The organism is Streptomyces sp. NPDC023573 (assembly GCF_055559735.1).
In genome coordinates this window covers 339,504-359,514 of the sequence record NZ_JBVHKB010000001.1, presented here as the reverse complement: position 1 = coordinate 359,514, position 20,011 = coordinate 339,504, and the positions used below count along the sequence as shown (strand labels likewise).

Genomic DNA, 20,011 nt, shown 5'->3' with positions numbered 1-20,011 from the left:
TCAGCCTCCCTGGACCGCGGTGAGGACCTCGACGCGGTCGCCGTCGGCGAGCGTGGTGGCCGGCCACTGACCGCGTGGCACGACGGCCTCGTTCACCGCGGCGGCGACCCCGGAGGGCGCGGTGGTCAGCGCCGCGACCAACGTGTCCAGCGCGGTGCCGGCGGGCACGGTGCGGCCTTCCCCGTTGACGGACACGGAAACGGCCTCGGAAACGGACACGGGCCGGGAAGCGGTCATGGGCCGGGAAACGGGCACGGAGCCGGCCTCGGGCTCGGAACCGGGTGCGGCGGCGGGCACGGGCTGTGTCATACGGGCTGCTCCTGCGGCGCGGGGGCGGTTTCTTCGGGGGAGGAGGCCGGTGAGCTCTCCGGGGAGGCGGTGGCGAAGCGATGCGGCGCGAAGGGGCGGCCCAGCTCGGGCAGCTCGCCGGTGGTCAGCACATGGGCCATCACATCGCCGGTGACAGGGGTCAGCAGCACCCCGTTGCGGTGGTGCCCGGTGGCGAGACGCAGCCCGGGCAGAGTCGTGGGGCCCAGCAGCGGGGCGTTGTCCGGCGAGGCGGGCCGCAGTCCGGCCCGGGTCTCGGTCAGCGGCAGCTCCGTGATGCCGGGCATCAGCTCATGGGCGTCCCGCAGCAGCTCGTACACCCCGCCCGCGGTGACCGTGGTGTCCCAGCCCATCTCCTCCGTGGTCGCGCCGACCACCAGCTCACCGTCGGCACGCGGGACCAGATAGACCTGGCTGCCGCGCACGACCGCCCGCACCGTCCGGCTGAGGAAAGGCGCGTAGGCCGGAGTAACCTTCAGCCGCAGCACCTGGCCCTTGACCGGGCGTACCGGCGGCAGGACAGCCTCGGGGACGCCCTGGAGCCGGCCGCTGAGGCTGCCGCCGGCGAGTACCACCTGGCCGGCCGCGAGCTGCGTGCCGTCCGCCAGGACCGCTCCCGTCGCCCGGCCGCCCGTGACGGAGAGCCGCTGGACCCAGTCCCGGCGGAACACCACCCCCGCCCGCTCGCAGGCGGTGACCAGGGCCGAGGCGAGCCGCCTGGGATCCACCTGGTGGTCGCCGTCGACCCGCAGCCCGCCACGGACGCCGGGGGCGAGCATCGGTTCCAGACGGCGGCACTCGCGGCCGCTCAGCCACTCGGACTCCAGCCCCGACCGCTGCTGCAGAGCGTGCAGCTCCCGCAGATGCGCCCGGTCGTCCGAGTCCAGCGCGACCGACAGGGTGCCGCAGGCGCGGAAGCCGGTCTCCTGGCCGCTCGCCTCCTCCAGCTCGGCCACGAACGCCGGATAGCGCGCGGCGGAAGCCACGTTGAGGCCGAGCAGCGTCTGCTCGCCGTAGTGGAGTTCGGTGACGGCGGCCAGCATCCCGGCCGCGACCTGGGCCGCGCCGCCGCCCGGCGCGGGATCGGCCAGCGTGGTGCACAGCCCGTGCAGGGCCGACCGCCAGGCGGTCACCAGCCCGATGATGCCGCCTCCGACGACCAGGACGTCGGAACTGTCTGCGGAGATACGCATGGGCGTCCAGCCCCTCCCTTCGCCGGCATGACCCGGATCAGGTTCGTACGGTCGGAGGCCGGCCAGCCTCCCTCTCAGCCCGGTACGCCCGGACTCCCGCGAGTGCCTTACGGCGGCCAGCCTAGACCCCACGCCTCGCGGCCCGTAAGGGACCGGTACCCGTGGCCCGCCCGCCGGCGGCAGACCCTAGGGTGGACGGGTGAGCCAGCAGACACAGGAACCGGCAGCGGGACAGCGGCCGGGCGGAGTCGTGATCGTGGGCGCCGGCATGGCCGGAGTGCAGACGGCCGTTGCCCTTCGCGAACAGGGCTTCACCGGCCCGGTCACCCTGATCGGTGCCGAACCCCACCAGCCGTACGACAGGCCGCCCCTGTCCAAGGCGGTCCTGCTCGGCAAGGCGGAGGACTCCGCCTTCGACGTCGACTTCGAGGCCCTGGACATCACTCTGCGCCTAGGGCTCGACGTGGCCGGACTGCGTGCGGAGGCGCACGAGCTGGACACCCCGGAGGGGCCCGTCGGCTACGACGTCCTGGTCCTCGCCACCGGAGCGGAACCGGTAGCCCTGCCCGGTTCCGAGGGCGTGCCCGGCGTCCATCTGCTGCGCACCCTCGACGACGCCGCACGGCTGCGGCCCGTCCTGGAGCGGCAGCACGACGTGGTCGTCGTCGGCGCGGGCTGGATCGGCGCCGAGTTCGCCACGGCGGCCCGCGCGGCCGGGTGCGCGGTGACCGTCGTGGAGGCCGCCGGCCGACCCCTCGCGGGCACCATGCCCGCCGCGGTCGCCGAGCCGATGGCCGCCTGGTACGCGGAGAGCGGAGCCGAACTCCTCACCGGCGCCCGGGTCGCACGCGTCGAGGAGGGCGCCGTCCACCTCACGGACGGCCGGGTGATCCCCGCCGGGGCGGTGGTCGTCGGCATCGGCGCCAGGCCCGCCACAGCGTGGCTCGCCGGCTCGGGCATCGCCCTCGGCCCCGACGGTTCGGTCACCGCGGACAGCTCGCTCCGCACGTCGCTGCCCGATGTCTACGCCGTGGGCGACTGCGCCTCCTTCCCCTCCGCCCGCTACGGGGAACGGCTGCTGGTCCACCACTGGGACAACGCCCTCCAGGGGCCGCGGACGGTCGCCGCCGCCCTCGCCGACGGCGCGGTCGGGACGTACGACCCGGTGCCCTACTTCTGGTCCGAGCAGTTCGGCCGCTTCGTGCAGTACGCCGGCCATCACGCGGGCGCCGACACACTGCTGTGGCGGGGCGACCCCGGTGACCCGTCCTGGACGGTCTGCTGGCTGCGGCAGGGGGTCCTGGTCGCCGTGCTGGCCGTCAGCAGGCCCCGCGACCTGGCGCAGGGGCGCAAGCTCGTCGAAGCGGGCGCGCGGATCGATCCGGCGCGGGCCGCCGACTCCTCCGTACCGCTGAAATCAGCGGTGCTCCAGGGCTAGGCACGGCCTCGTACGCCCGGCCCGGCTACCGGCTGTCGGTCCGGGATGGCACGCTTGTCCCTGTGACCGAGATTGACGCAAAGATCGATGCTCTCGTCCCCGCATGGCTCCACCTTCCCGACATCGCGGAAATGCTCGATGTCGAGGTGACGCGCGTACGGCAGCTGGTCAAGGAAGGCCAGCTGATCGCCGTACGACGTGGTGAGAACCGGGCGCTCCAGGTGCCTGCCGCCTTCATCGACGGCAACAAGGTGGTCAAGGGTCTCGTAGGGACCCTGACGCTCCTGAGGGACGACGGCTACAACGACGAAGAGATGCTGGACTGGCTCTTCACCCCCGACCCGACCCTGCCCGGCACGCCCGCGCAGGCGCTCAGCGAGAATCGCGGTACGGAGGTGAAGCGCCGGGCCCAGGCGCTCGCCGTCTGACCGGACGACCGTGAGCGGGGTGCGGGCCGTGGCACATCACGGCCCGCACCCCGCCGTGACCGGGTCTGCCGGCACGACGGTCCATCGACGTACGGCGCCTTGTCGCCGCATCACGACCCAACGACGTACCGACGGGGGAAATCTTCATGTCCACGCCTCGCGACCAGCTTTCCGGCGCCCGGCTCTATCTGTGCACGGACGCCCGGAAGCGGCAGGGGGACCTCCCCGAGTTCCTCGACGCCGTGCTGGCCGGCGGCGTGGACATCGTGCAGCTGCGGGACAAGGGCATGGAGGCGGCCGAGGAGCTGGACCACCTCGCGGTGTTCGCCGATGCCTGCAAGCGCCACGGAGCGCTCCTCGCGGTGAACGACCGGGCCGATGTCGCCCATGCCATCGGCTCCGACGTGCTCCATCTCGGCCAGGGCGACCTGCCGGTGCCGGCCGCCCGCGCCGTCATGGGCGACGACGTGGTGATCGGCCGCTCCACCCATGCCGAGGCCGAGGTCGACGCCGCCGTCGCCGAGTCCGGCGTCGACTACTTCTGCACGGGCCCCTGCTGGCCCACCCCGACCAAGCCGGGCCGGCACGCCCCGGGCCTCGGCCTGGTGCGCTACGCCGCCTCGCTCGGCACGGCGCGGCCGTGGTTCGCCATCGGCGGGATCGACGCCGGCAATCTGGACGAGGTGCTGGACGCCGGCGCCCGCCGCGTCGTCGTCGTGCGGGCGATCACGGAGGCGGCGGACCCGGCCGAGGCGGCGGCCTCGCTCGCACGACGCGTCCGGGCGCGCGCCCTATGAACCCGGCGGCCTCGCGCCCGGCCGGACCAGCTGTCCGAAGGGTGGACAAGACCCCCCTCATTCCGGGCAATTCGCTCGCTCTGGTTGGGGTACCGCCAGGCCCTGGTTAACCTCCCAGTATGGCCCTTGGTACACCTTCCACCCGGACAGATCACGCGCGCACCGTGCGTGAGCTGCTCGCGACCGGCGAGACGTCGTTCTCGTTCGAGTTCTGGGCGCCCAAGACGGAGAAGGGCGAACGGAACCTCTGGAACGCCCTGCGCCGCGTCGAGGCGGTGGGACCGAGCTTTGTCTCCGTGACGTACGGGGCCGGCGGTTCGACCCGAGCCGGGACGGTCCGGGCGACCCAGCAGATCGCCGCGGACTCCACGCTCACGCCCGTCGCCCACCTCACCGCCGTCGACCACTCCGTGGCCGAGCTGCGCAACATGGTCGGGCAGTACGCCGACGCCGGTATCCGCAACATCCTCGCGGTGCGCGGCGACCCGCCCGGCGACCCGATGGGTGAGTGGGTAGAGCACCCGCAGGGCGTGCGCTACGCGGCGGATCTCGTCCGGCTGATCAAGGAAGCCGGTGATTTCTGCGTCGGCGTCGCGGCTTTCCCCGAAATGCATCCGCGCTCCGCCGACTGGGACACCGACATCGGTCATTTCGTGGACAAGTGCCGCGCCGGTGCCGACTACGCGATCACCCAGATGTTCTTCCACCCGGAGAGCTATCTGCAGATGCGTGACCGTGTGGTCGCCGCGGGTTGCGACACCCCGGTCATCCCCGAGGTGATGCCGCTCACCAGTGTCAAACAGCTGGAGAGATTCGCGCAGCTCAGCAACGCGTCCCTGCCTTCCTCGCTGAAAGAGCGCATCCTCGCCGCGAAGGACGACCCGGCGGCTGTACGCTCCATTGGCATCGAGTTCGCAACGGAGTTCTGCGCGAAACTGCTCTCCGAGGGTGTCCCGGGGCTGCACTTCATCACGCTCAACAACTCGACGGCGACACTCGAGATCTACGAGAATCTCGGACTGCACAAGCAGTCCTGACCGGCCGTACCCGCCACCGACCGGGGCGGTGGCCGTAGGAGGGGGCGGGCGTGGGCTGGACGGTCCTCTACATCGCATTCGGCATAGTGGCGCTGTGGCTGCTGGGCGAGGTGCTCCTGCAGTACAAGGCACGCCTGCGCTGGCGGCTGCTCGCCTTCGCCGGCTTCCTCGGTGTCGTCCTCGGGGTCCTGATCCCCTCCGTGCTGGTGATCGCCCTCGGGGCGATCGCCTTCGCGACGGGCCAGACGTATGTGACGCTCTCCTTCAGGCGCGGCTTCTCGACGGGATGGGCCATCGGCGGCAGCCCGGGTGCGAGCCGCCGCCGGCGCGGTGCGGGCGGCCCGGCAGGGCAGAAGCCCACGCTGGAGGTCTCCGGCGTGGAGTACGAGGGGAACGACCGGCAGACGGACGCGGCCCCCGCCGCCGTCTACGCACCGGAGCCGCTGCCGGACGACACCGGGCAGTACGGCGTCTACACCGATCCCGCCCCCGCGGGGCGCGACGGCCAGGACCAGCACGGCGAACCGCAGCCCCAGCACGCCGGCTACGACCCGTTCAACGACTACGGCCGGCCGGCCGGCCACGACTCCTACGGCGGGCAGGGCGGCTACGGCAGCCAGGACACCCACCAGGACCAGGGCACCTACGCGGGCCAGTACGACCACGGGACGGACCAGGCGGGCTACGCCGCCTACTCCGACCCCTACACCGGCACGGGCACGACCACGGGCACCGGGCAGTACGCGGCGTACGACGGCTACGGCAGCGGCTACGACCCCTCCTACGGCGCCGGGCAGCAGCCCGCGGACCCGTACACCGAGCAGTACACCGACACGCCGCCGGGCGGCGTCTGGGTCCCGCAGCAGCGGGACAGCGACCGGTACCCCCCGCTGCCGCCGGAAGCACCGGTCCAGCCCGCTCCGTACGGCAACGGACACGACACCGGCCAGAACGAGCAGTACCGCTACTGATCCGCGGACCGGCCGCCTGCACCCGGCGGCCGGCTCCGGTGCGCCGGGCGCGAGCTCATCGGGAGCCCCGGAAGCCGTCCCCCTCCACCACGAGTCCGGCCACCAGGGCGCCCGACATCCCGGCGTGGGCCGGCCCGCCGCCCGGATGCGACCAGCCGCCCGCCAGATACAGGCCCGGCAGCGGGGTGCGGTTCCCGGGGTGCAGATACGTGCCCCCCGCCCCGGCCAGCGCGGGAGCCGGCACCGAGCCGCCCTCGGCTCCGGTGTCGGCCGCGGTCTCGGCGGGCGTGCGCACCTCGGCGTGGATCATCCGCTCGCGGAGCCCCGGGACGGCCTCGGCGGCCCGGTCGATCACCGTGTCCGCGAACCCCCGGCGCACCTCGGCGTCCGTCCAGTCGACCGGGCCGTGCGGCGCCACCGTCACCATCAGGGTCACCGCCTCGTGCTCCTCGTCGGGGCGGGTCGCCGGGTCGTCCGGGCGCAGCACCGTCACCGTGGGCCGCTCAGCCGTCCGGCCGCCGAACACCGCCTCCTGCTCCGCGCCCGGGTCCGCGGCGTGCACCACGGTCCGGTGCGCGGAGCCGGCCTCCCGGGCGCCGCGCAGGGACAGAAGGACGACGAAGCGTCCCGGTGCCGGAGCCCCGTGCTCCCTGGCCGGCCACCCCTCCAGGGCCGGCAGGAGCCCGGGCGCCGGCTGAGCACCGAGGACCACATGGTCGGCCTCCACGCCGGTGCCGTCCGCCAGCTCGATCCCTGCCGCCCGCCCGTCCTTCTCGGACACCCGGACCGCCTCCGCGCCGAAGACGAACTCCACCCTGCGCGCCAGGCACCGCTCGTACACCGCGTCGGCCAGCGCGCGCATGCCCCCGGCGACGTACCAGGTGCCGAACGTCTCCTCCATGTACGGCAGGAGGGCCGCGGCGGCCGGGGCGCGGCGGGGGTCGAGCCCGTACGACAGGGCGTAGCCGTCGAGCAGGGCCGCCAGACGGGGGTCCGCCAGCTCCCAGGCACCCACCTCCGCCACCGTCCCCGCCTCCCGGGCGGCGCGCAACAGCCTGCGCCGGCGCACGGCGGGGTAGGGGTCGCGGCCCAGGGGGCGCTGATCCTCGGGCAGCGGCTCCTCCAGCAGAGGCCTGCGCGACCGGTCCCAGGCGGCCCCGGCCCGGCCGAGGAACTCACCCCAGAGGGCCCCGGCCCCCTCACCGAGTGCACGGTCCAGCGCGCCGACCACCCCCGCCCGGGAGGCGTTGGGCAGGGACACCGTCGTGCCGTCCGCGAAGAGATGACGGCTCGCCGGGTCGACCTGGGTGAGTGTGACGCACTGCTCCAGGCTCTCCTTGCCCGTCTTCACGAACAGGTCGCGGTAGACCGCGGGGAGATGCAGCAGTCCGGGGCCGGTGTCGAAGACGAAACCGTCACGCGCGTACCGGCCGAGCGAGCCGCCGTGGGTCTCCGACCGCTCGTACACCGTCACCCGGTGGCCTGCCACGGAGAGCCGGGCAGCCGCCGCCATCGCGCCGGTCCCGGCGCCGATCACCGCAATTCGTGCCATGTCAGTGACCCTAAGGGGTGCCACCGACAGCTCATTCGTGAGGCCGGTGCCTGCCCGTTCCCGCCGGACGTCTCTCCGCGCGGGCTGGGCCCCGCGGCGCAGGGCTGAGTACCTCTACCTAGTGCCGGAGATGAGTAGGCGCGCGGATGGGCTCCGACCTGCGCGGACGGAAGAGTGGGGACCACGGAAAGGGCGTGGCGCCCGGACCGCCGGCACGGGGCGGCGGAACGGCGCGGCACCCCGGACCGTGACGGGGGACGCACGACGCGGAGCTCCGGGACCACGGGGGAGAGCACTGGGTCACGGGGGAGGGCTTCGCGGCGGTACGGAACGCCGGTCCGGCGGAATTCGGGGGGATCGAATTCCACCGGACCGGCGTTTGCCGTGCGTGGGCCGTCTCAGCGCCCGCTGACCCGGCCGTGCAGCAGCAGGGACAGCGCGGAGTGCACGTCGTCGATCGTCCGCTCGGGCTGGAACGCCTGCCAGTCGAGAGCCGCCACCAGGACCATCCCGACCAGCGCGGCGGCCGTCAGTTGGATGTCGATCTCCTCGCTGAGCTCGCCGCCCGCGACGCCTTCGCGCAGCACGTCCTCGACGACGGCCACGGCCTCCTGGCGCACGACCAGGAGGGTCGACTGCCAGGCACGGTTGGTGCGCCAGAGCTCGGCGACGTACAGCTGGGTGAAGGCCGGGTAGCGGTCGATGAAGACCAGACCGGCCCTGATCATCGCGTCCAGCGCCTCCACACGGGTGCCGCCACGCGCCTGCGCCGAGTCGGCGGCCGAACGCAGCGACTGGGTGAGCAGACCGACACCGTGCCGCAGCAGCTCCTCGAACAGCTCGGTCTTGCTCTTGAAGTTGTAGTAGACCGTGCCCTTGGCCACCCCGGCGCGTTCGGCGATCTCGTCGACCGTCGTCGCGGAGAACCCCTTCTCCGCGATGAGGGTCACCGCCGCCTCGTAGAGCTTCTGCCGGGTGACCTGTCGGCGCGTGGTGCCACTGCTGTCCATGCCCTTGATTCTCACAGGTCCCGGTACGGTCACAGACTCAGCTCCGGGTGCAGCCGGTCCAGGGTCCACACCTGCTTGCGGCGGGCGGACAGGGCGGTCAGCGCCAGAGCCCCCGCGGTGAAGGCCAGCAGCACGGCGCAGCCCTGCCAGACCGGGCCGAGCCCACCGCCCGTGATCAGCCGGCGCAGCCCGTCGACGACGTAGGTCATCGGCAGGTACGGGTGGATCGCCCCGAAGAACCCCGGGCTGGTCTGGACGGGATAGGTGCCCCCGGCCGAGGTCAGCTGCAGCATCAGCACCGCCAGGACGAGGATCCGCCCCGCCGCGCCGAAGCGGGCGTTGAGCCACTGCACGATCGCGGCGAAGCAGCAGGTCACCAGGGCCAGGAAGCCCACCGTCCCGGCGGCGTGCGCCATCTGCAGACCGAGCTGCCAGTGCAGCACCGACATCAGCGCGGCGACCTGGAGCAGGCCCGTCGCGGCGACGGGCAGCCAGCCCGCGAAGGCGATCCGCCAGGCGGGCGCCCCGGCCGCGAGCGCCCGCCGGTTGAGCGGCTGGATCAGCATGTACGCCACCATCGCGCCGACCCACAGCGAGAGCGGGATGAAGTACGGGGCGAAGCCGGTGCCGTAGTTGGGCGCCGCGTGCAGCGAGGAAGAGGCCAGCCTCACGGGGTCGGCCATGACGCCGGTACGGGCGTCGCGGTCCTTCTTGTCGTAGTCCGGGATCTTGCCGACCCCGTCGTTCAGCCCCTGCGCGAGCGTCGAGGAGCCGTCACCCAGCCGGTACAGCCCGCTGTCCAGGGTCGTGGCGCCCGCCTTGAGCTTCTTGACGCCCGCGTCCAGGTCCCCGGCCCCCGTCTTCGCGGTGCCGAGGCCGGTGTGGAGCGCGTCGGCGCCCTTGGCGACCTTGTGCGCGCCGGTGTTGAGCGCGTTGACCTTCTTCACCGCCGACTCCAGGTCCGTGTCCAGGTTCGGCGCCCGCTTCGCCAGGGCGTCGGCCTGCTTCTCCAGGTCGGTCAGCCGGGTGCGCAGCTTCGCGAGGTCGCCCTTCTGGTTCGTGACCAGCGCGTTCACGTCGTCGGACACCTTGGCGACGTCCTCGGCCGCGGTCCTGGCACGCTTCAGCTGCGGGCAGACCCCCGGGTCGGGCAGCGGCTGGTCCTCGCAGCGGTCGCGGTAGACCTCGGTCAGGTCGTCGGAGGCCGTGTGGGCGGCGGCCGAGGCGGTGGGCGCCGCTTCGGCCAGCAGGTCGAGGTTGTCGCGTACGGTCTTCGAGGAGTCGGCGACCAGCCGGGCCGTGTCCCCGATGGACTTGCCGTTGTCCTTCAGGAAGGGGCGTACGTCGGCGGCGACCGCGTTGACCTTGTCGGCGAGCCGCTGGGTGCCGCCGGCGACCTGCCGGGAACCCGTCTCCAGGTCGCCCGCGCCCTTGTTCAGCTTGGTGACGCCGGTGGAGAGCGTTCCGCTGCCCGACTTGGCGTCCTTGAGGCCGTCCGCGAGGTCCTCGGAGCCCTTCTTCGCCCTCGTGAGACCGCTCCGGAGGTCGTCGGCTCCCTTGGCCGCCTTCGCGGTCGCGTCGTGCAGACCGGAGAAGTTGACGAAAATCCGGTCCAGGAAGCCGCGCGAGGCCTTGGTGGACGCGGCGCTGCGGACCTCGGCGAAGACCGTCCTGGAGATCTGCCCGACGATGTAGTTGTTGGCGTCGTTCGTGCGGACCTCGAGGGCGCCGCTCTCGGGGGAGTCCCCGCCGCTCGAAGCGATCTGTTCGCTGAAGTCCGCGGGCATGGTCAGGGAGAGGTAGTACGTCCCGTCCTCGACGCCCTTCTCCGCCTCTGCGGAGCCGACCTCGTGCCAGTCGAAGACCTTCGAGTCGAGCAGCCGGCCGGCGATCTCGTCACCGGCCGCGAGGCGTTCGCCCTCGGCGCTCGCGCCCTTGTCGTCGTTGACCAGCGCCACGGGGATGCGGTCGAGCCGCCCGTACGGGTCCCAGAACGACCAGAGGTAGAGCGCCCCGTACAGCAGGGGCAGCAGGAGGAGCGCCACGAGCGCGGCGCGCGGCATCCGGCCCCTCCCGAACCGTTTCAGCTCAAGCGCGGCCAGTCTCGGCGATCGCATCGGCCGTGTCCTTCCCGGTCGTCGTGTCGTCGGGCATGTCCGCTCCGCCCTCAGGGCGGGTGCGCACGGTGAGCGCGTCCTCCGGGGACTCGCTGCACACGGCCAGCACGGTGGTGCCGCCGGCCGCGAGGGTGCGCAGCAGCTCCCAGGCCAGGGCGCGGTCCTCGGCGGAGAGTTTGAGGTCCGTGTCGTCGACGGCGAGGAGCCGCGGACGGCTCATCAGGGCGAGGGCGACGGACAGGCGCAGGGCTTCCAGGCGCTCAAGATCGCGCACGGAGGTCCGTCCGGCCTTGGGCAGCGTCGCGAGGTCGAGCCCCGCTGCCTCCAGCGCGGTGTCGACCGACGCCCGTGCCGTGGCGACGCGTTCGGCGCGGGGCCGCAGGAGGGCACGCGGCGAGGCGCCGAAGCGGCGCCGCAGCAGGGCACGTTCCCGAAGATGCTCGGCCACGGTGAGAGAGGGATCCAGGTCGCTGACCCCGGGGACCGGGCCGAGGGCACTGAAGCGGCGCACGGCAGCGAGCCGTCCGGGCAGCCGTTCACCCCCGACCTCGGCGTGCCCGTGCGTGGAACGCATCCGGCCGGTGAGCGCCAACAGCAGACAGGTACGGCCGGAGCCGGAGGGCCCTTCCACCGCGACGAGCGATCCGGGGCCGGCGGTGAAGCCCACTCCCCGGAAGGCCCAGCCGCGCGGGCCCTTCAGCCCGAAGTCCTCGGCGCTCAGAGACGCCCCGTGCGGGCTGTCCACGACCCCACCCCCATTTTTTGCACTGACTGGTCAGTGCAAAAAACTAGCCCGAACTTGTGCGCGAAGCAAAGTGCCTGGTCGGAGGCGAGATCTGAGGGATTGTCAGTGGGGGCCGTCACGATGGATACATACGGCCACGGAGCCGTCACACGACGACAGGAGGTTCGTCATGGCCAGCTCGTCCGCAGCCGCCGCCCCGCGGCGCCGCGCAGGCAGCCCTGCCCCCTCGCTGACCGGTCCGGCAACCGACGTCCACCCCGTGCCGCGCCGCACCACGGCGCCGCCCGCCGCTCTCGATCTGCTCGCCCAGGCCCACGCCGGCCTGGAGGAGGCCGCCGTACTCGACGTGCCCAACGAGCGGTACGCCACCGCCCACCTCGCCGCGCTGCGGACCGCGGCCGCCGTGCTCGCCGCTCGCGGACGGCCCGAGAGCGGCGGGCGTCGCAGGGAGCGGATCCGCAGCGCCTGGGAGGTCCTCCCCGACATCGCGCCGGAACTCACCGAATGGAGCGCGCTGTTCGCCTCCGGAGCCCCACGCAGGGCCCGGGCGGAGGCGGGCATACCCGGCGCGGCCACCAGCCGCGACGCCGACGACCTGCTGCGCCACGTGGCCATGTTCCTGCGCCTGGTCGAGCGGATGCTGGCCCTCCAGCCCGTCCTGCCGCAGCCCCGGAGGGACGGCTCCGATCAGCGGTCCGACGCGGGATGACCGCGCCGGCGGTGCGAGGCAATAGGGTGGAGACCACCCGTACCACCCGTACCACCTGCACTGTTCACGCTCCGCCGTCCGTGGCGGCACCGTGCCGAGGAGTCAACTGCCGTGTCGGACCAGCTGCGCCCCCGCGCCTCCCTCCGTACCGCCGTGGTCTGGGAGGTCCTCAAGGACGCTCTCGAGCGCCGGGTCAAGGCGACCGGCAGGGAAGCCCTGGACGTGCTGGACACCGGCGGCGGCACCGGCAATTTCGCCGTGCCCGTCGCCCGGCTCGGCCACCGCGTCACCGTCGTCGACCCCAGCCCGAACGCCCTGTTCGCACTGGAGCGCCGTGCCGAGGAGGCCGGTGTCGCCGACCGCGTCCGAGGCGTCCAGGGCGACATCCTCGGCCTCTTCGAGGTGGTGGACCGTGCCGGTTACGACGCGGTCCTGTGCCACGGCGTCCTGGAGTACGTGGACGACCCCGCCGAGGGCGTGCGCAACGCGGTCGACGCGCTCCGCCCGTCCGGCTTCCTCAGCCTGCTCGGCGCGGGCCTCGGCGGTGCCGTGCTGGCCCGGGCGCTCGCGGGCCACTTCACCGAGGCCCGTCAGGCGCTGTCGGACCCCGCCGGGCGCTGGGGCGACGGCGACCCCGTGCCCCGCAGGTTCACCGCCGACCAGCTGACCGGACTGGTCGCCGCCGCGGGTGTCGAGGTCGGCGCCGTCCATGGCGTACGGGTCTTCGGCGACCTCGTGCCGGGCGTCCTGGTGGACACCGAACCGGGCGCCATGGAGGAGCTCCTCAGGCTGGAAGCGGCGGTCGCGGAACTGCCCGCCTTCCACTCGGTGGCGACCCAGCTGCACGTTCTGGGAGAGAAGCGCGCCTGAGCGGCGGCGGTGACTCTGCCGGAGTACGGCCGCGAAAGCGGCGGGAGCACGGCTGATCAGCAACGCAGCTGCAGACGGAGTACTGCCGGGAACACCCGATCGGGCCGCGAGCCCCGTATGATCGGGTGACACCATCCGGCATGACGGATCGGAGGTCGGGGAATCTACGCCTCAGCAGCCGAGCCGAAATGGCGGTCCGGACTGGCTATGGCTAGAGGGCGGGTTTCACGGGGGCGAATCCCTGCCTATCCTGGAAGGGCCGCATACCGGTCGCCCCCGCGGCCGACGACGAGGAGGACTCCGTGCCGCTCTCGGAGCACGAGCAGCGAATGCTCGAGCAGATGGAGCGAGCGCTGTACGCCGAAGATCCCAAGTTCGCTACAGCGCTTGAGGGAAGCGGGCTGCGCAGGTACACCCGGCGACGGGTCTACCAGGCGGTAGCCGGTTTTCTGGTGGGTATCGCGCTCCTCATGGCCGGAATGGTTTTCCAGCAGACCTGGGTCAGCGTGGCGGGGTTCCTCGTCATGCTGGGCTGTGCCGTGCTGGCGGTCACCGGATGGCGCAAGGCGCCGAAGCCCGGTGAGCAGCAGCCGGCGGGGAGCGCGGGCGGGGGCGGAGGCGAACGCCGACATCCCAGGCAGCGCCGGTCGATGATGAACCGGATCGAACAGAGGTGGCAACGCCGCCGCGACGAACAGGGCCAGTGAGCTTTCCGCTTCCCGGCCGGCGGCGGGCAGCCACCGGCACAGGACGCGGTCCGCGCACACCGAGAACTTGACGCTGGACCTCGCACGTGAGGGGCGGTCGCTGCACAGCGACCGCCCCTCACGTGTCTCCCGCGCCACCCGGAGCCGGTCCGGAAACGGGGGCGGCCGTCGGCCGCCCTGGGCCCCGGCCCCGACCGCCGGGGCCCCGCTCTCCTGGACCACGGTCCAGGAGAGCGGGGCCCGCGGTCGGGCGCGACCCCGCTCCGTGGACTCAGCCCTGCTGCCGTGACGGGCGGCGCAGCCGTGCCGCCCAGCGGTCGCGTCCCGCGCGGTCCGACCACCGGCGGCCGAACTCCGTCCGGCGCTCCGACAGCGCCCAGATCACCCGGACGGCCGAACGGGGTGCGAGCGTCGCCCGCACCTTCGCCCACCGGCCGGCCGAGGCCCACAGACCGGCCCTGACGGCCCGCACATCCTCGGCCGAGGCGGAGGCGGCGCCCGGCTCGGGCGCGTACAGCACCTGCTCCACCGCTCCCGCCACCCGGTGGACCGCGGCGGCCGCCTGCCCGTCGAGGTGCCCCAGCCGCACGACGCGCGCCGCCGTCCTCCGAGGGGTTTGCGACTCGTCCGGCGGAATGCCGTGATCCCAGGCCGAATCGGTGATCTCCCGCCAGGCGGCCATCACCCTGGCCATCGCGTCAGCGGCCGTACGCCCGCCTGAGGAGCCGAGCCTCCGGCCACGGACCCGTATCCGCCAGAGCATCGGCAGCAGCGGGAGTGTGAGCACCACCAGGGAGCCGATCACCCGGAGCGCCACCGTGCCGGCTGGGGTCCCCGGGCCGGCGGAGTCCGTCGCACCGGGGGCCGTGGACGCACCGCACTCACCCTGCTGACGCATCTGCGCGGGACAGGACTCCGTGGCGGAAGGGGCGGCCGTGGGGGCCGTGGAGGCACCCTCCGTCGGCAGCGCCGGATCGCTGGGGTCCTGCGAGGGAGCGTCCGGCACGGTGTACGCCGGGGTGGTACCGCGGGACGGTGTCGGCTCGAAGCGGGTCCAACCCACGCCCTCGAAGTACAGCTCGGGCCAGGCGTGCGCGTCCCGCAGCCCGACCGACACCGAACCGTCCGCCTGGACCGTGCCGGGCGTGAAGCCCACCGCGACCCGGGCCGGGATGCCCAGGGTCCTGGCCATGGCGGCCATGGTGAAGGAGAAGTGGACGCAGAAGCCCTCCCTGTCCTTCAGGAAGCGCTCGATCGCCGCGGTGCCGGTACCCGACTTCACCGTCGTGTCGTAACGGAAACCACCCTCCGAGGCGAACCAGTCCTGCAGTTTCACCGCCCGCTCGTAGTCGTTGGCGGCCCCCGCGGTCACCTGCTGGGCGGTCTCCTCGACCACCTCGGGCAGCGACGCGGGAACCCGCGTGTACTCACGGACCAGGTCCGAGCGCGGTTCCATCGCCGCGGCGAGCTCCGCGGCCGTCGGCTCCACCACCAGACTGCTGACCTCGTACCGGGCGCCGCGCGTCGTCTGGCCGTCGTCGCCGACGAGGGTGCGCCCCTCGGGTTCGAACCGCCAGCGGCCCTGGATGTCCACCTCGCTCGCCGGATAGGGGAGCGGCAGATAGGTCTGCTGGTACGAGCGCGACGCCGAGATGTTCGTCCGGATCTCGGTGACGGAGACACTTCCGTCCAGCCCGGCCGGCTGCGGCAGCCGGGCCGGGACATCCCTCAGCCGGCGGGTCGACGGACGCCACTCGCTGCCGTCGAACTGGTCCAGGGCCAGGATGCGCAGGTAGAAGTCCTGCGGGTTCCCCGCGTTGGTGCGGTACGACATCACCTCGCGGTTCTCCGGCTGGTTGAGATTGTTCTGCAGCGAGACCAGCGGGTTCACCGCGGAGATCGTGCCCCCGCCGCTGCCCCTGCCCGACCCGCCGCCCGTGCCGCCCAGGAGCCCGCCGTCGAGTGCGGGAAGGGCTGCGGGCACGGCCAGCGCGATGCCCAGCGCCACCACGCCGATCCGCCGGCCCGTACGGACCGACGCCACGGCGCGCCCGGACCCCTCCAGGCCGGCCGCCAGACCGCCCGATGTGCGGGACACACCGCCGAACACCCGTCCCCACTGGGACAGCCGGTCCCGGCCCTCGGCCAGCAGCAGAAGCAGATAGCCGAACGCCGCGAGAAGGAACCAGAGCCATCCCGCCCCGCCGTCGGAGAGCCCGGCCGCGACCGAGTAGAGCGCGAGCAGCGGCAGACCGGCCGGCGCCGCGGCGCGGACGGTCACCGCGAGGACGTCCACGGCCAGCCCGATCAGCAGCACGCCGCCGATCAGCATCAGCCGGATGCCGTCCGTCGCCGGTGCCGGGATGGCATACCTGTTGACGTCGTCGGCGCCCAGGGCCAGCAGCTCGGCGAGCCGCTGGACCGCCTGCGGCCCCGGAACCACACCGAACAGGGCTTGCTCCCTGGCGAACGCGACGGTCAGGGCAAGCAGGGTCACGAGCACCTGGAGGGAGACCGTCAGGACCCGTGTCACGCGCATCCGGCGGGCGAGCACGCCCACCCCGCTCTGGAGGGCCAGCAGGAACGCGGCCTGCAGGACCCACTTCGACTCCTCGACCAGGGGCAGCAGGGAGCCCGCCGCCAGCATCGTGGCCGCGAAGGCGCACAGCGCCAGCCGGGTACGCCCGCTCATGACCAACTCCCGGAGTGCCCCGTCGTCGTGCCGGCCGCGGGCGACCGGTCGCCCGAGCCGCCCTCCTGGCCCGCCTGCCGCCACAGCCGGGCGAGCTCCGCCCCGGGTGGCACCGCCATCGCCGTCCACCCCGCCTCGCGCAGCAGCCGCAAGCGGTCGGAGACCGGCGCCGGCGGCACGGCTTCCGCGCCGCGCGCCCAGTCGGCGCCGTCCAGCACGAACGCGACGGCCCCCCGGGTGCGCTGCCGCATCCTGGCCGCCACCGCGGTCTGCTCCTCGTCGAGAGCGCCGAAGAACGCCACCAGCAGCCCTTCGTCGCCCCCGCGCAGGACGTCGTACGCCCGGGAGAGACCGCCTCCGTCGGAGTGGTCGACGACCGCGAGGGTGTCCATCATCAGACCCGCCGCGTCCGCGGACTCCTGCGCCGCTCCGGCGAAGCCGTCCTCGCTCCCGCCCGGCATGGAGCTCCCCTCGTCCGTGAGCAGCCGCACCGCGTAGCCCCGCTCGAGCATGTGCACCAGCGCGGAAGCCGCCCCGGACACCGCCCATTCGAAGGCCGACCCGGGGCCGGCCCCCTGATAGGCGATCCGCCGCGTGTCCAGCAGCACCGTGCACCTGGCGCGCTGCGGCTGTTCCTCCCGCCGCACCATCAGCTCCCCGTAGCGTGCGGTGGAGCGCCAGTGCACCCGGCGCAGGTCGTCACCGTGGCGGTAACCGCGCGGAATGATGTCGTCCTCGCCGGCCAGCGCCAGCGAACGCTGCCTGCCGTCGCCGTACCCGGAGGTCGCCCCGGCCAGCCGGAGCGGGGGGAGCGGTTCGGTGCGGGGGATGACCACCAGCGTGTCGTAGGCGCTGAAGGAGCGCGTCAGCTCGCACATCCCGAACGGGTCGCTCAGCTGCAGTTGCAGGGGGCCCAGCGGGTAGCGCCCGCGCAGGTCGGAGCGGACCCGGTAGGACACCTCCCGTACGCCGCCGGGCTCCACCCGGTCCAGCACGAAGCGGGGCCGGGGCCCGAGGACGTACGGAACGCGGTCCTGGAGCATGAGCAGGCCCGTGTGCAGGCGCGACACGTTGTCCATGCGCAGATGGACCCGCGCCTCCGAGCCCGCCGGCACACGGGACGGCGACAGCCGGCGGCTGCCTGCCACCCTGTAGCGGGTGCGGTAGAGGACGGTGACGCAGACCAGCGGCAGCACCGCCAGCAGCAGGCCCACCCGGAGCAGGTCGCCCTGGCCCAGCACATAGGCGCAGACAGCCGCCGCCACGCCGGCGGCCAGGAAGGACCGCCCCCGCGTCGTGAGTCCGCCGAGAGCCGCCCGCAGGCCGCCCTTGTCGTCGCTTTCGTCCACGGGGCCGGGCGCCCCGGACGTCATCACAGCCGCCGTGCGCCGGGCTGCCGGCCGTACACCGGGGTGCCCGGCTGGTGCTGGGGCGGCGCGGGGGCCGCCGTGCCGCCCGACGTCGGCACCGGAGTGCGCTGCAGGATGTCCAGCACGACCTGCTCGGCCGTACGGCGGTTGAGCTGCGCCTGGGCGGTCGGCAGCAGCCGGTGGGCGAGCACCGCGACCGCGAGGGCCTGGACGTCGTCCGGCAGTGCGTAGTCCCGCCCGCTCAGCGCGGCCGACGCCTTGGCGGCGCGCAGCAGATGCAGGGTCGCGCGCGGCGAGGCCCCGAGTCTGAGGTCCGGGTGCTGGCGGGTGGCCGCCACCAGCTGCACGGCGTAGCGCCGGACGGATTCGGCCACGTGCACCGTGCGCACCGCGTCGATCAGCTTCACGATGTCGTGGGCGTGGGCCACCGGCTGCAGGTCGTCCAGGGGAGAGACCCCGCCGTGCACGTCGAGCATCTGGAGCTCGGCCTCGGCGCTCGGGTAGCCGATCGACACCCGCGCCATGAAGCGGTCGCGCTGCGCCTCGGGCAGGGGGTAGGTCCCCTCCATCTCCACCGGGTTCTGGGTGGCGACGACCATGAAGGGGTCGGGCAGCTCGTAGGTGTGCCCGTCGATCGTGACCTGGCGTTCCTCCATCGACTCCAGCAGCGCCGACTGGGTCTTGGGCGACGCGCGGTTGATCTCGTCGCCGATCACGATCTGGGCGAAGATCGCGCCCGGTTTGAACTCGAAGTCCCGTCGCTGCTGATCGAAGATCGACACCCCGGTGATGTCCGAGGGCAGCAGGTCCGGCGTGAACTGGATGCGCCGCACCGAACAGTCGATGGACCGTGCCAGCGCCTTGGCCAGCATCGTCTTGCCGACCCCGGGCACATCCTCGATCAGAAGATGCCCCTCGGCGAGCAGCACGGTCAGAGAAAGCCGTACGACCTCAGGCTTGCCCTCGATCACACCCTCGACCGACCTGCGTACCCGCTCCGCTGTGGTGGTCAGATCTGTGAGGCTCGCTCGATCGTCATAGGTCGTCACCCGGCCCTCCTCGGCCCCTTGTGCACGGGCCGACGCACAAAGCTGCACGGCCCGCCCCGAAATACGGACACTCTCCGGAGGACCCGGAGGGATGTCACACCCGCATTCTTGTTGCCGTTACCGCTTCGTGTCACTCGCCTGTGGACAAGTGGGGGCGAAATGCCGGATGTGGTCCTTATGTCGAGGGGTCAGGAGGCGGGCAGGATCTCGCGGAGCGAGCCCGTGGTCACGTCGAAGACGAAACCGCGGACGTCGTCAGTGTGCAGCAGGAACGGAGAGGTGCGCACGCGCTGCATCGACTGCCGTACGTCCTGGTCGGCGTCCGTGTAGGCCTCCACCGCCCAGGCCGGGCGCTGTCCGACCTCGAACTCCAGGTCCTTCCGGAACTCCTCGGTGATCGATTCCATGCCGCAGTTCGTGTGGTGGATGAGCACGATGCTGCGGGTACCGAGCGCCCGCTGGCTGATCGTCAGCGACCGGATGACGTCGTCGGTGACGACGCCGCCCGCGTTGCGGATGGTGTGGCAGTCGCCCAGTTCCAGGCCCAGTGCGGCGTGCAGGTCGAGGCGGGCGTCCATGCAGGCGACCACGGCGACCCGCAGTACCGGCCGCGCGTCCATGCCCGGGTCGCTGAACTCCTCCGCGTAGCGGGTGTTCAGTTCGACCAGGCGGTCGGTGACCGTCCCGCCGGAGCGGGTGGCGGAGGACGAAAGGGAATCGGTCTCGGCGGGAGTCTGCGCAGAAGTCGACATGCTGAAGACGTTAGCGTTCGCGACCGCGCCTGGCGTGCTGTGGAAGGGGACAAAGAGCGTCAACGTCGCTTGTTGTGAGCTAACCCACAAACCTCACCGCCACGCACCCGGCCGGGTGAGGTTCCCGGTCCGTCGCGGCGGTGCGACGCGCCCAGCGGTTCGTTGATCGGAAATGGATCGAATGGCAGGGTGGACTGAGAGCACCCCAATTGCCGGATGCTCTAAAGTGACGCGAAGTTACCGACAC

General features: G+C 72.8%; 18 protein-coding genes and 1 riboswitch. Of the genes, 8 read left to right on the top strand and 10 right to left on the bottom strand.

Going from position 1 to position 20,011, the window contains the following annotated elements; all coding sequences use genetic code 11:
• Complete coding sequence (gene thiS, locus ACZ32T_RS01635; RefSeq protein WP_467273523.1) at nucleotides 1-237, bottom strand: sulfur carrier protein ThiS; 237 nt, start codon at nucleotides 235-237, stop codon at nucleotides 1-3.
• Nucleotides 238-305: 68 nt separating this feature from the next.
• The gene (thiO, locus tag ACZ32T_RS01630) at nucleotides 306-1,520 is read right to left on the bottom strand and encodes a glycine oxidase ThiO (protein WP_467364827.1); all 1,215 of its coding nucleotides are present in this window, start codon (nucleotides 1,518-1,520) and stop codon (nucleotides 306-308) included.
• A riboswitch (TPP riboswitch) is annotated at nucleotides 1,518-1,630 on the bottom strand. Its footprint overlaps the gene before it by 3 nt.
• Before the next feature lie 89 nt (nucleotides 1,631-1,719).
• On the opposite strand from thiO, the gene ACZ32T_RS01625 reads away from it, so the two are divergent.
• From ACZ32T_RS01625 to ACZ32T_RS01605, 5 genes are all read left to right on the top strand, one after another.
• Nucleotides 1,720-2,958: an NAD(P)/FAD-dependent oxidoreductase gene (locus tag ACZ32T_RS01625; RefSeq protein ID WP_467273520.1), complete on the top strand. Its 1,239-nt coding sequence runs from the start codon at nucleotides 1,720-1,722 to the stop codon at nucleotides 2,956-2,958.
• A 62-nt stretch (nucleotides 2,959-3,020) separates the two neighbouring features.
• The gene (locus tag ACZ32T_RS01620) at nucleotides 3,021-3,386 is read left to right on the top strand and encodes an Rv2175c family DNA-binding protein (protein WP_356707295.1); all 366 of its coding nucleotides are present in this window, start codon (nucleotides 3,021-3,023) and stop codon (nucleotides 3,384-3,386) included.
• 146 nt (nucleotides 3,387-3,532) lie between these two features.
• On the top strand, nucleotides 3,533-4,183 hold the full coding sequence (thiE, locus tag ACZ32T_RS01615) for a thiamine phosphate synthase (protein ID WP_467264415.1): 651 nt from the start codon (nucleotides 3,533-3,535) through the stop codon (nucleotides 4,181-4,183).
• 119 nt (nucleotides 4,184-4,302) lie between these two features.
• Nucleotides 4,303-5,220, top strand: a complete 918-nt coding sequence (gene metF, locus ACZ32T_RS01610; RefSeq protein ID WP_401510459.1) for a methylenetetrahydrofolate reductase [NAD(P)H] — start codon at nucleotides 4,303-4,305, stop codon at nucleotides 5,218-5,220.
• A 50-nt stretch (nucleotides 5,221-5,270) separates the two neighbouring features.
• Nucleotides 5,271-6,191: a hypothetical protein gene (locus tag ACZ32T_RS01605; protein ID WP_467264413.1), complete on the top strand. Its 921-nt coding sequence runs from the start codon at nucleotides 5,271-5,273 to the stop codon at nucleotides 6,189-6,191.
• Nucleotides 6,192-6,246: 55 nt separating this feature from the next.
• Here ACZ32T_RS01605 and ACZ32T_RS01600 read toward each other — a convergent pair whose 3' ends face one another.
• The 4 genes from ACZ32T_RS01600 to ACZ32T_RS01585 all read right to left on the bottom strand — a co-directional run bounded on the left by ACZ32T_RS01600 (nucleotide 6,247) and on the right by ACZ32T_RS01585 (nucleotide 11,615).
• The gene (locus ACZ32T_RS01600) at nucleotides 6,247-7,743 is read right to left on the bottom strand and encodes a phytoene desaturase family protein (protein WP_467364825.1); all 1,497 of its coding nucleotides are present in this window, start codon (nucleotides 7,741-7,743) and stop codon (nucleotides 6,247-6,249) included.
• A gap of 398 nt (nucleotides 7,744-8,141) precedes the next feature.
• Nucleotides 8,142-8,753 (bottom strand): TetR/AcrR family transcriptional regulator, encoded by a 612-nt coding sequence (locus ACZ32T_RS01595; RefSeq protein ID WP_467264409.1) that lies wholly within the window; start codon nucleotides 8,751-8,753, stop codon nucleotides 8,142-8,144.
• Nucleotides 8,754-8,782: 29 nt separating this feature from the next.
• Nucleotides 8,783-10,870, bottom strand: coding sequence for a YhgE/Pip family protein (locus ACZ32T_RS01590; protein WP_467364823.1), 2,088 nt, complete (start codon nucleotides 10,868-10,870; stop codon nucleotides 8,783-8,785).
• Nucleotides 10,842-11,615 (bottom strand): ATP-binding cassette domain-containing protein, encoded by a 774-nt coding sequence (locus tag ACZ32T_RS01585; protein WP_467364821.1) that lies wholly within the window; start codon nucleotides 11,613-11,615, stop codon nucleotides 10,842-10,844. Before ACZ32T_RS01585 ends, ACZ32T_RS01590 begins: the two co-directional genes overlap by 29 nt.
• Before the next feature lie 169 nt (nucleotides 11,616-11,784).
• On the opposite strand from ACZ32T_RS01585, the gene ACZ32T_RS01580 reads away from it, so the two are divergent.
• The 3 genes from ACZ32T_RS01580 to ACZ32T_RS01570 all read left to right on the top strand — a co-directional run bounded on the left by ACZ32T_RS01580 (nucleotide 11,785) and on the right by ACZ32T_RS01570 (nucleotide 13,901).
• Nucleotides 11,785-12,324 carry an SAV_6107 family HEPN domain-containing protein gene (locus tag ACZ32T_RS01580; RefSeq protein WP_467264403.1) on the top strand — a complete coding sequence of 180 codons (540 nt, stop codon included), beginning with the start codon at nucleotides 11,785-11,787 and terminating at the stop codon, nucleotides 12,322-12,324.
• Between the two features lie 111 nt (nucleotides 12,325-12,435).
• On the top strand, nucleotides 12,436-13,194 hold the full coding sequence (locus ACZ32T_RS01575) for a class I SAM-dependent methyltransferase (protein ID WP_467264401.1): 759 nt from the start codon (nucleotides 12,436-12,438) through the stop codon (nucleotides 13,192-13,194).
• 302 nt (nucleotides 13,195-13,496) lie between these two features.
• Nucleotides 13,497-13,901, top strand: a complete 405-nt coding sequence (locus ACZ32T_RS01570; RefSeq protein WP_356707285.1) for a DUF3040 domain-containing protein — start codon at nucleotides 13,497-13,499, stop codon at nucleotides 13,899-13,901.
• Between the two features lie 271 nt (nucleotides 13,902-14,172).
• On the opposite strand, the gene ACZ32T_RS01565 is transcribed toward ACZ32T_RS01570, so the two are convergent.
• The 4 genes from ACZ32T_RS01565 to ACZ32T_RS01550 form a co-directional block, all read right to left on the bottom strand.
• Nucleotides 14,173-16,593: a transglutaminase TgpA family protein gene (locus ACZ32T_RS01565; RefSeq protein WP_467364819.1), complete on the bottom strand. Its 2,421-nt coding sequence runs from the start codon at nucleotides 16,591-16,593 to the stop codon at nucleotides 14,173-14,175.
• On the bottom strand, nucleotides 16,590-17,966 hold the full coding sequence (locus tag ACZ32T_RS01560) for a DUF58 domain-containing protein (protein ID WP_467364816.1): 1,377 nt from the start codon (nucleotides 17,964-17,966) through the stop codon (nucleotides 16,590-16,592). The genes ACZ32T_RS01565 and ACZ32T_RS01560 overlap by 4 nt, the downstream gene beginning before the upstream one ends.
• On the bottom strand, nucleotides 17,966-19,012 hold the full coding sequence (locus ACZ32T_RS01555) for an AAA family ATPase (protein ID WP_467364814.1): 1,047 nt from the start codon (nucleotides 19,010-19,012) through the stop codon (nucleotides 17,966-17,968). The genes ACZ32T_RS01560 and ACZ32T_RS01555 overlap by 1 nt, the downstream gene beginning before the upstream one ends.
• Before the next feature lie 188 nt (nucleotides 19,013-19,200).
• A complete protein-coding gene (locus ACZ32T_RS01550) occupies nucleotides 19,201-19,764 on the bottom strand; it encodes a beta-class carbonic anhydrase (RefSeq protein ID WP_467364812.1) in 564 nt (187 codons plus the stop codon).
• Nucleotides 19,765-20,011: the final 247 nt, after the last annotated feature.

Bases quoted from the DNA above. Each gene is read 5' to 3' on its own strand.
- ACZ32T_RS01565 (WP_467364819.1), bottom strand. From the start codon at position 16,593: ATGAGCGGGCGTACCCGGCTGGCGCTGTGCGCCTTCGCGGCCACGATG.
- thiO (WP_467364827.1), bottom strand. From the start codon at position 1,520: ATGCGTATCTCCGCAGACAGTTCCGACGTCCTGGTCGTCGGAGGCGGC.
- ACZ32T_RS01580 (WP_467264403.1), top strand. From the start codon at position 11,785: ATGGCCAGCTCGTCCGCAGCCGCCGCCCCGCGGCGCCGCGCAGGCAGC.
- metF (WP_401510459.1), top strand. From the start codon at position 4,303: ATGGCCCTTGGTACACCTTCCACCCGGACAGATCACGCGCGCACCGTG.
- ACZ32T_RS01600 (WP_467364825.1), bottom strand. From the start codon at position 7,743: ATGGCACGAATTGCGGTGATCGGCGCCGGGACCGGCGCGATGGCGGCG.
- ACZ32T_RS01560 (WP_467364816.1), bottom strand. From the start codon at position 17,966: ATGACGTCCGGGGCGCCCGGCCCCGTGGACGAAAGCGACGACAAGGGC.
- ACZ32T_RS01590 (WP_467364823.1), bottom strand. From the start codon at position 10,870: ATGCGATCGCCGAGACTGGCCGCGCTTGAGCTGAAACGGTTCGGGAGG.
- thiS (WP_467273523.1), bottom strand. From the start codon at position 237: ATGACCGCTTCCCGGCCCGTGTCCGTTTCCGAGGCCGTTTCCGTGTCC.
- ACZ32T_RS01595 (WP_467264409.1), bottom strand. From the start codon at position 8,753: ATGGACAGCAGTGGCACCACGCGCCGACAGGTCACCCGGCAGAAGCTC.
- ACZ32T_RS01550 (WP_467364812.1), bottom strand. From the start codon at position 19,764: ATGTCGACTTCTGCGCAGACTCCCGCCGAGACCGATTCCCTTTCGTCC.
- thiE (WP_467264415.1), top strand. From the start codon at position 3,533: ATGTCCACGCCTCGCGACCAGCTTTCCGGCGCCCGGCTCTATCTGTGC.